Genomic DNA, 8,339 nt, shown 5'->3' on the forward strand with positions numbered 1-8,339 from the left:
TACGGTCGCATCATAGCTGGATCACAGGACTGTCAGGCCGCGTGGCGCCCACGATTTTCCGGGTTGTCGGTCACGTTCGCCGTCATCGCAAGTGCATCACCGTAACCAGCCTTTCGGAATGCCTCGAGTTGGCTTGCGATGATTTCGTCGCCTGCGCCTGCCAGCGACAGAACGATCTGCATCGGGTTGTTCTTCGTCAGCCGAGCGAGGCTGCGAGGCTCTGCCCGCCCGCATTCGACAATCACAATGTCATAGGCGCCGGTCAGGGCATCGAAAATCATTCCCAGCCTGTCAGCCCCGCGCATGGCCTGAGCGGGATCGGCGGCCCCCTGCGGTATGATGTGGGCATCGGACAGACGATCGGGATGGATGGTCTCACCAAACGGCGTCGTGCCACACAGAAGGTCCGTGATGCCGGGAAGTTGGGCATTTTGTGCCATCAGTCGCGTCGGACATGCAGAGCCGGACATATCGACGAGAACCACACTGCGACCCATTTCTGCGATCTCGCGCGCCAGAAGCACCGTCGCCGTGGAACCATCGTCGCCGGTTGGTGATACACTGATGGCTATGGGAAGCCCTGTCCGCGTCAACAAATCACGTACGTTTTCAACGCTAAGGGACAAAACCTCGACCGCCTCGTCCTGATCCCGCTCTTTTGACTCCATCGAATTCGGCACCGTCGCGGCAGCAATCGTCTCATCCCCTGCAGCTTGCAGAACCTCTCTTCTGTCACCGGCGTTTGAAGAAAGCGACTCCTTGAGCTCCCGGAAGGGATCCGTGCCCATCTCGACCGACGAAACCGCATCGGCCTCTTCAGAAACGACCTTTGTAGGTCCCGGCGTCGGCGTGGCAGTTATCTTATCATCCGTTTCCTGCCGAGTGGCAGTCGAGCGCGCACGGAGTTTGGCCAAAGCGCTGAAGGTTCGCACTGATGTATCGTCCGGCTTTGCGTCGATTGCTTCAATCTCGGTTGTCGTCTTTTTACGGATGACGAGTGGATGCTCGCCGATCTGTTCGATTGAGGGCGCTTGCGTCGAACTCAATGCTACACCGGGTAATTCAACCTTTGCAGGCGCGTCGACAGTTTTTGACGGGCGGACTAAAAATGGCTCTTCATCGCCGACAGCCGCTGGGCGAAGACCCCGCCCACTAAAGAGAGCAGCAACGACAATACCAAGCGCATACAGAATAAATGTTGCTAGTGCGACGATGATGGTAATCGGAACAACCTTGGGGAAGTAAGGTTCAGACGGTTCTACAGCTGTTGAAACCACACGGGCGTCTGCTGGCGTTGCCGCCCGGTCTGCACGTGATGCTGCTTCACGGTATCGGGAAAGATAGCTTTCAAGCAATTGGCGTTGCGAAGCAGCTTCACGCTCCAGCGCGCGCAGGCCAACCTCTTCTTCGCCTGCACGGGCAGAATCTGCTTTTATCGCCGTTAGCTGCTGATTCAGCTGAACTTCACGGGCGTTTGCAACCTGAGCTTCACTTTCAGCTGCGGCCAGAATTTTTCGGGTCTCGGTTTGGATCTGTTGGCGAATTCCAGTCAGCTGCGCCTTCAGTCCGCGCAGGCGCGGATGTCCGTCCATCATAGAGATCGAAAGATCCGCAATCTGTGCCTGAAGGTTCGCCTCCGTTTCCTTCAGGCGCTGGATCATTGGCGAGGCGATGACATCATTCAAGGTATCATAGCCCGTACCAGCATCCAGCGCTCGCTTGACGTTCTGAGCCTTGGCCTCGGCTGTTGCCTTCTCAGTCCGCACCCGTGCGAGCTCGGTAGAGATATCATTTAGCTGCCGCTCGGAGAAACTGGTGTTTTCAGAGGAGCGAAACAAGCCCGCCGATGTTCGATAATCCGCTACCTTTTTCTCGGCCTCCTGCACTTTTGTTCGCAAGGCCTGGATTTCCGGCTCCAACCAACGAGTCGTCTCGGTATGCGTATCGATCTTTGCACCGCTCTGCATGGAGAGGTAAAGATCCGCCATCCGGTTTGGTACAGTCGCCGCAAGCTTAGGATCCTGCGACGAAAACTCGATTGTAATAACGCGTGAACCCTCGACAGGGTAGACTTGCAATTTTTCCCGAAACGCTTTCAGCACCCTCTCCTCGGGCGCAGTATCCATCGGATTGGATGTCACTCCTATCGCTGCAAGCAGCCCGGAAAGCAAGGAATGGGCTTCGGGATCGAACTCCTTCAAATCTGCCAGCTTCAGATCTCTTGCCACCGCCTTGATCAGATCTGCCGACTGCAAGATCTGCGCCTGGCTGACAATGTTGTATTGATCGAGCACCGGTTCGGAGGCGCCTTGCGTTTCGCGGCCTGCAACGGAGTTTTCTCGCGTTTCGATCAGCAGCCTTGTTTCGGCCTTGTAGGCTGGTGTCATGGTGCCGGCGACCGCCAGCGCAATACCGCCGGCTAGGATCGTCGTCGCCAGAATTCGCATGCGGCGCTCCCACACCGCGCTCATCAACTGGCCGATGTCGATATCTGCGTCCTGATTTCCGCTTACGCCAGACATTGCGCACTCCACGATTTCATTTGGGCGCGAGCGTAAAGGACTATGGTAAGCGTCCGGTTAACATTTGAAATGTCCTGCGAATGGACGAATCTATGCCAAATCAAAACTGGCCGCAGGCGTTTTTACCAGACATTAACCCTAACAGTTCCATAACGGGCAATCAGTTTCTTCCAGCGGAGTTCGCGCGGATGGAGTTCGCCCGTCTTAAATCAGTTGTGGCTCTGGCGCTTGCAGCCCTTTCTGCAACCACGCTTGTTGGCTGCACCTCCTATGCACCTGCGCCCAAGGCATTCCACGAGGCAACTATCCAGCCTTATCGCCTGGATAGTGGTGACCGCCTGCGTGTGACCGTTTTTGAGCAGCCCAGCCTCTCCAATACCTACACCGTTGACCAGGCAGGGTATATTTCTTTCCCACTCGTCGGCCAGGTAACAGCACGAGGGCAGACGCTGAGCGGACTTTCTGGTGCTATCGCTGCGAAGCTCAAGCAAGGCTATCTGCGCGATCCCGATGTATCCATCGAAGTCGACCGCTATCGGCCTGTCTTCGTGATGGGCGAAGTCGGGCGTCCCGGGCAGTATTCTTATGTTCCGGGCATGACGGCACAGAACGCGATTGCGATCGCTGGCGGCTTTACTCCACGAGGTAACCAGCGCGAAATCGACGTTACTCGCAAGATCAACGGACAGATCCTGACTGGTAAAACGACAATCTCTGCGCCGATCCTGGCCGGAGACACCATCTATGTCAAAGAACGTCTCTTTTAATCTCTATGACCGCATCACCACCGCTCCGTATCATTCACTGCTTCAGGTCGCCCGTGGGCGGCATCTTTCGGCACGTGCGTGATCTGGTGGAGGCGCATTCGAAGGCTGGTCATCAGATCGGTATTCTCTGTGACAGTTCAACAGGCGGAGCACATGAGGAGGCCCTGTTCGACCGGATCAAACCGAAGCTGGAACTGGGATTGATGCGTTTGCCGATCCAGCGGTCCGTATCGCCGGGAGATCTTCTGGCACTCTACAACAGTTACAAACATATCAAGAGCTTGCAGCCGGATGTTCTGCATGGACATGGCGCCAAGGGTGGCGTACTTGCCCGTCTCATCGGCTCAGTCCTGCGGGTAAACAGGTATCGCGTAGCCCGCTTCTATTCGCCCCATGGTGGCAGTCTGCACTATGATGAGAAACGCATTTTCGGTAAGGCGGTCATGCATTTGGAGCGTGTACAGGAGCACTTTACCGATAGCGTTGTCTTTGTCTGTGACTACGAGCGACGCGTTTACGAGCAGAAAGTGGGCAGGCTCCGCGCTCCCAGCAAAGTGATCTATAACGGGATCGGCGACTCCGAGTTTGCACCGATTGCAACTGTCCCAAACGGTGCAGATTTTTTGTACATCGGGATGATGCGAGATCTCAAAGGTCCAGATGTCTTCATCAATGCGTTTGAACTCGCCGAGAAAATGCTCGGACGACACCTGTCCGCTGCAATGGTGGGCGACGGACCCGACAAAGATACTTATATCCGGGCAATCCGTGAGAGAGGGCTGTCGGACCGCATCTCGATGAACAATGCGATGCCTGCGTCATCCGCATTTTCGATGGCGGACATCGTCGTGGTGCCGTCCCGTGCGGAGGCGATGCCCTATATTGTTCTGGAGGCTCTTGCCGCAGGGAAACTTGTGCTTGCCAGTAGGGTCGGCGGCATTCCGGAAATTCTTGGCGAGCAAAGCCGCGCCCTTGCCATACCAGGAAGTGCAGAGGATCTGGCGCGCGTGATGGTTGAAGCAAGAAGCGAGGCCGGATGGCGAGAAAACGTCATGCCGCCGCCCGAACGGTTTCGCGCCCGCTTTTCAGCCGATGTGATGGCGTCTTCCATGCTTCATTTATATCAAGACACTCTAACTAAAGGTTCAAAACTTTCTTAGCATCTTGCTGCTAATGCTCGGTGATGCGCAGAATGAAACAGGCAGTGCCTGGGCGCGTTTGCGATCAATGGGATCCGAGTAATGAGCGAGCCGGCAGGAAAGCAGGAATTCGATGTCGAGGCATTGCGTCGACAGGTTTCCGAGATCCAGAGCCGATCTGAGACCGGGCAGGAAGAGCCTCCAGCCCAGCTGAACGATTTTGCACAGCAGATCGCCGAGCAGTTTCGCGACACGAATACCACTCCATCCATGCTCATCGGCAAGTTCCGACTTCTGGAAGGCATGGTCGTTGTCCTTATCAGTCTTCTCGCCAATTACCTCAGCGAAATCCGGGATCCGGAATCATTTGTCATTCAGTTCATCGCCGCCGTATTTGCGGCCGGTCTGATGATACTGAGCCTGCAAATTGCGGATGCCTATCAAATTCCATCGCTGCGAATGCCTCAACGCATGGTCATCCGCGTCGTCATTTGCTGGAGCCTTGGCTGGGGTGCCGTTTGGCTTTTGAACTGGCTTCTACTATCCTACAAGCCTAATTTGCATACGTTCACGTGGTGGGTGTTTGGCACTGCAGCCATGATTGCGGTGCGCTACTTGATGGCTATTGCGATCCGGCATTGGGCGCGTAATGGGATTATGGAGCGTCGCGCTGTTATCGTTGGCGGCGGCAAGCCGGCGAAAGATCTGGTGCGCGCGCTCGAAGCGCAACCTGAAAACGATATTCGTATCTGTGGAATTTTTGATGATCGTGGCAACGCACGTTCACCTGATCTGGTCGCTGGCTATCCAAAGCTTGGGACATTCGGTGAATTGGTGACCTTTGCCCGCCTCGCGCGGATCGACATGTTAATCATCGCGCTCCCGGCCTCGGCTGAGCAACGAATCCTCCAACTACTGAAGAAGCTCTGGGTTCTACCGGTCGATATTCGCCTTGCCGCACACGCACACCAGCTTCGTTTCCGTCCACGCGCCTACAGTCATGTCGGTGCCGTGCCCATGCTCGACATCTTCGACAAGCCGCTTCGAGACTGGGATTCGGTTTCAAAACGCGCATTCGATATCTTCTTTTCAAGCCTCGCATTATTGCTGTGCTGGCCGATCATGATCGGATGCGCCATTGCTGTTAAAGCGACCTCAAAGGGGCCTGTTCTCTTTATTCAGAAGCGGCATGGCTTCAATAACGAGATCATCAACGTGCTCAAGTTTCGCTCGATGTATACGGAACAGAGCGACCCGACGGCGAAAAAGGCAGTCACTAAGAATGACCCGCGCGTCACGCAGGTCGGCCGTTTTCTTCGTAAGTCGTCGCTGGATGAGTTGCCGCAATTGTTCAACGTGCTACGCGGTGAACTTTCCCTCGTTGGCCCGCGACCGCATGCGGTGCAGGCACAGACCGGTGACAGAAAATATGTCGATGTTGTCGAAAGCTATTTTGCGCGTCACCGGGTCAAGCCTGGCGTAACCGGTTGGGCACAGATTAACGGCCTGCGCGGGGAGCTCGACAGCGACGAAAAAATCAAGGCCCGGATCGCTTTTGATCTGGACTACATCGAGAACTGGTCGCTTTGGCTCGACCTCAAGATCCTGTTTCTAACGCCCATCAGGCTGCTGAACACGGAGAATGCGTATTGAGCATCGCGTTCGAAAGCCCAGTCTCGCAAAGGCCATTCAATCCACAAAGGGCCGCTCTGCGCATCATTGGCTCCGGCATGGTTGCCTTTGGCGTTTTTCTCTCGGGCTTCGTTATTCGAGAACCGGCTCCCTACGAAGTGATGCTGGCGGTGCAAATTGCGATCTGGTTCCTTCTCGGGCTCAAAATCTCGCGATCGGTTGCACCGCTGCTCGTGCTGATGTTATTGTTCAATATTGGCGGAATGTTTTCGCTGACAGTCATGAACAATATGACCGGGGCACCGCTTTACATGGCGGTCTCAACGTTTCTGGCTCTTACTTCGGTGTTTTATGCCGCAATCATCGAAGACGGGCACCAGCGCCTTCTGTTGATTTTCAGAGCCTGGGTGGCAGGTGCCGTCATCACTGCCCTGCTTGGCATCCTTGGTTACTTCCACGCATTTCCTGGCGCGGAAGTTTTCACACGTTATGACCGGGCAATGGGTGCCTTTCAGGATCCCAATGTCTTCGGACCCTATTTGGTGGCGCCCGCAACCTACCTGATGTATCGGTTGCTCACGACCCGCTTAAGCCGCGCTGTTTTCTATATTCCCGGCATATTGATCCTGGCGCTTGGAATCTTTCTATCCTTCTCGCGTGCGGCCTGGGGTCTATTCGCTTTTGCTGCTATTGCCTTGATCGTCGTGATGCTTCTCAAGGAACGCACAGCGGCATTTCGGATGAAAATCTTCACGCTTGGCCTGACAGCAGTTGTTATCTTGATGATGGCGGTCGCCGGTGCGATGCAATCGAAAAAGGTATCCGACCTGTTCATGAACCGCGCCAAGCTCGTTCAGGAGTACGACGGAGCACGCTTGGGTCGTTTCGAGCGTCACAAGATCGGCTTCCTCATGGCGATGGAACGGCCCCTCGGCATGGGACCCATGGTACTTGGCAAGATGTTTGGCGAAGATGAGCACAATATTTGGCTCAAGACCCTTACGACCTACGGTTGGCTGGGCTTCGTGTGCTATCTCATCCTGCTATGGTCGACACTGTACATCGGCTTTCGATCGCTTTTACGAGAACGCCCGTGGCAACCATTTCTCATGGTGGCCTGGATCGTGCTTGCAGGTCATGCGCTAATCGGAAATGTGATCGATCTCGATCACTGGCGACACGTCTACATGCTTTTCGGGATCATTTGGGGCTGTTTCGCGCTAGAAAATAATTGGCAGAAACGGATGCGGCAAAGTCCCCTTGCCAAAGCAAGAACAGCTTGAAAAGTCTCATTCCTGCCCCAGTTGATCTGATATGATTAGCATTCATCAGATGCGGGCTGCACGTGCAGCGCTAAACCTCTCCCAGGAAGACGTTTCCGGTTTTACCGGTGTGGACGCGCACAAGATCATCGCATCGGAGAGCGGCGGTGGTGAACTGGACCCGCAGGCTTCGGAGCGGGTTCGGGCGCTTCTGGAAAGCTGCGGTATTGTTTTCTTCGAGAGAAGACAGGCTGATCCGGGTATCGGACCAGGACTTCAATGGAGAGATCACACCCTTGATCAAGGTACCCGTCCGGAAAACCTGAATTCAACGAACGACGATTAGTGTTTAGGCTCGCTCCTCCCGGCCATGCTTCCTTGGAGCGGTCAAAAACTTCGCTCGGCGCATTATTACACTCATTAGTGAATTTAGACTTTATTTTTCAACCATTTGGATAGATCATTGGGAACAAGTCGAGCAAAGCATCGTTGTTGCGTCAGATTCAGATGGGGGAAGTCATGACAACGCACGTCGATCAACATCTCACCGAAACATCGGGCCTGAGAAAAGTCTGGAATGTCGCTGAATTTGCCAAACGCTATCGCCTTGATACAGAGGAGGAAAATCGCCTGCTCAAGCTGCTTGGCCCCTTTGCCAGCGAGCAGGAACTTCTGATGAATGCCAGCCGAACGCCACTTTATCGCTGAAGTGAGTATTTCGCCAGTTTAGGCTTGCGAAGCCGTCAGCAAGACAGTATGGAGATCAAGCTTCTTCGGAAGCGGGTCGGGGCGTAGCGCAGCCCGGTAGCGCACTTGACTGGGGGTCAAGGGGTCGCTGGTTCGAATCCAGTCGTCCCGACCATTTAAATCAATCACTTAGCCACCTTCCCCAGCGGTGGCTATAATTTTTTTAGCCACATTGTAGTCAACTGTTTAATCGCTAGGCGGTAGTGACGATTTAGCTATTTGAGCCAGATGGCGATGGCTGCGAGTTTGACGAATCCCATGAAGTTGGCG

Annotated in this window: 7 protein-coding genes and 1 tRNA gene; 7 read left to right on the forward strand and 1 reads right to left on the reverse strand. The window is 54.8% G+C overall.

The window, feature by feature from the left end; genetic code table 11:
* Nucleotides 1-32: 32 nt before the first annotated feature.
* On the reverse strand, nucleotides 33-2,522 hold the full coding sequence (locus MUU53_RS10940) for an exopolysaccharide transport family protein (RefSeq protein ID WP_247260931.1): 2,490 nt from the start codon (nucleotides 2,520-2,522) through the stop codon (nucleotides 33-35).
* Between the two features lie 188 nt (nucleotides 2,523-2,710).
* Between MUU53_RS10940 and MUU53_RS10945 the strand changes: the two genes are divergently transcribed.
* From MUU53_RS10945 to MUU53_RS10975, 7 genes are all read left to right on the forward strand, one after another.
* Complete coding sequence (locus tag MUU53_RS10945; RefSeq protein WP_247260942.1) at nucleotides 2,711-3,289, forward strand: polysaccharide biosynthesis/export family protein; 579 nt, start codon at nucleotides 2,711-2,713, stop codon at nucleotides 3,287-3,289.
* A 5-nt stretch (nucleotides 3,290-3,294) separates the two neighbouring features.
* Nucleotides 3,295-4,449, forward strand: coding sequence for a glycosyltransferase family 4 protein (locus MUU53_RS10950; protein WP_247260932.1), 1,155 nt, complete (start codon nucleotides 3,295-3,297; stop codon nucleotides 4,447-4,449).
* Nucleotides 4,450-4,530: 81 nt separating this feature from the next.
* On the forward strand, nucleotides 4,531-6,081 hold the full coding sequence (locus MUU53_RS10955; RefSeq protein WP_247260933.1) for an undecaprenyl-phosphate glucose phosphotransferase: 1,551 nt from the start codon (nucleotides 4,531-4,533) through the stop codon (nucleotides 6,079-6,081).
* A gap of 77 nt (nucleotides 6,082-6,158) precedes the next feature.
* Nucleotides 6,159-7,343, forward strand: a complete 1,185-nt coding sequence (locus MUU53_RS10960) for an O-antigen ligase family protein (RefSeq protein WP_247260934.1) — start codon at nucleotides 6,159-6,161, stop codon at nucleotides 7,341-7,343.
* Between the two features lie 49 nt (nucleotides 7,344-7,392).
* Nucleotides 7,393-7,668 (forward strand): helix-turn-helix domain-containing protein, encoded by a 276-nt coding sequence (locus MUU53_RS10965; RefSeq protein WP_247260935.1) that lies wholly within the window; start codon nucleotides 7,393-7,395, stop codon nucleotides 7,666-7,668.
* 173 nt (nucleotides 7,669-7,841) lie between these two features.
* Nucleotides 7,842-8,030 carry a hypothetical protein gene (locus tag MUU53_RS10970; protein WP_247260936.1) on the forward strand — a complete coding sequence of 63 codons (189 nt, stop codon included), beginning with the start codon at nucleotides 7,842-7,844 and terminating at the stop codon, nucleotides 8,028-8,030.
* Nucleotides 8,031-8,107: 77 nt separating this feature from the next.
* Nucleotides 8,108-8,184: transfer RNA gene (locus MUU53_RS10975), tRNA-Pro, on the forward strand.
* The last annotated feature ends 155 nt before the right edge of the window (nucleotides 8,185-8,339 follow it).

This window comes from Affinirhizobium lemnae (genome assembly GCF_022968395.1).
Taxonomy (GTDB): domain Bacteria; phylum Pseudomonadota; class Alphaproteobacteria; order Rhizobiales; family Rhizobiaceae; genus Neorhizobium; species Neorhizobium lemnae.

What these genes read in the sequence shown, in the direction of transcription:
- MUU53_RS10940 (WP_247260931.1), bottom strand. Translation starts at nt 2,522, where the DNA reads ATGTCTGGCGTAAGCGGAAATCAGGACGCAGATATCGACATCGGCCAG.
- MUU53_RS10945 (WP_247260942.1), top strand. Translation starts at nt 2,711, where the DNA reads ATGGAGTTCGCCCGTCTTAAATCAGTTGTGGCTCTGGCGCTTGCAGCC.
- MUU53_RS10950 (WP_247260932.1), top strand. Translation starts at nt 3,295, where the DNA reads ATGACCGCATCACCACCGCTCCGTATCATTCACTGCTTCAGGTCGCCC.
- MUU53_RS10955 (WP_247260933.1), top strand. Translation starts at nt 4,531, where the DNA reads ATGAGCGAGCCGGCAGGAAAGCAGGAATTCGATGTCGAGGCATTGCGT.
- MUU53_RS10960 (WP_247260934.1), top strand. Translation starts at nt 6,159, where the DNA reads ATGGTTGCCTTTGGCGTTTTTCTCTCGGGCTTCGTTATTCGAGAACCG.
- MUU53_RS10965 (WP_247260935.1), top strand. Translation starts at nt 7,393, where the DNA reads ATGCGGGCTGCACGTGCAGCGCTAAACCTCTCCCAGGAAGACGTTTCC.
- MUU53_RS10970 (WP_247260936.1), top strand. Translation starts at nt 7,842, where the DNA reads ATGACAACGCACGTCGATCAACATCTCACCGAAACATCGGGCCTGAGA.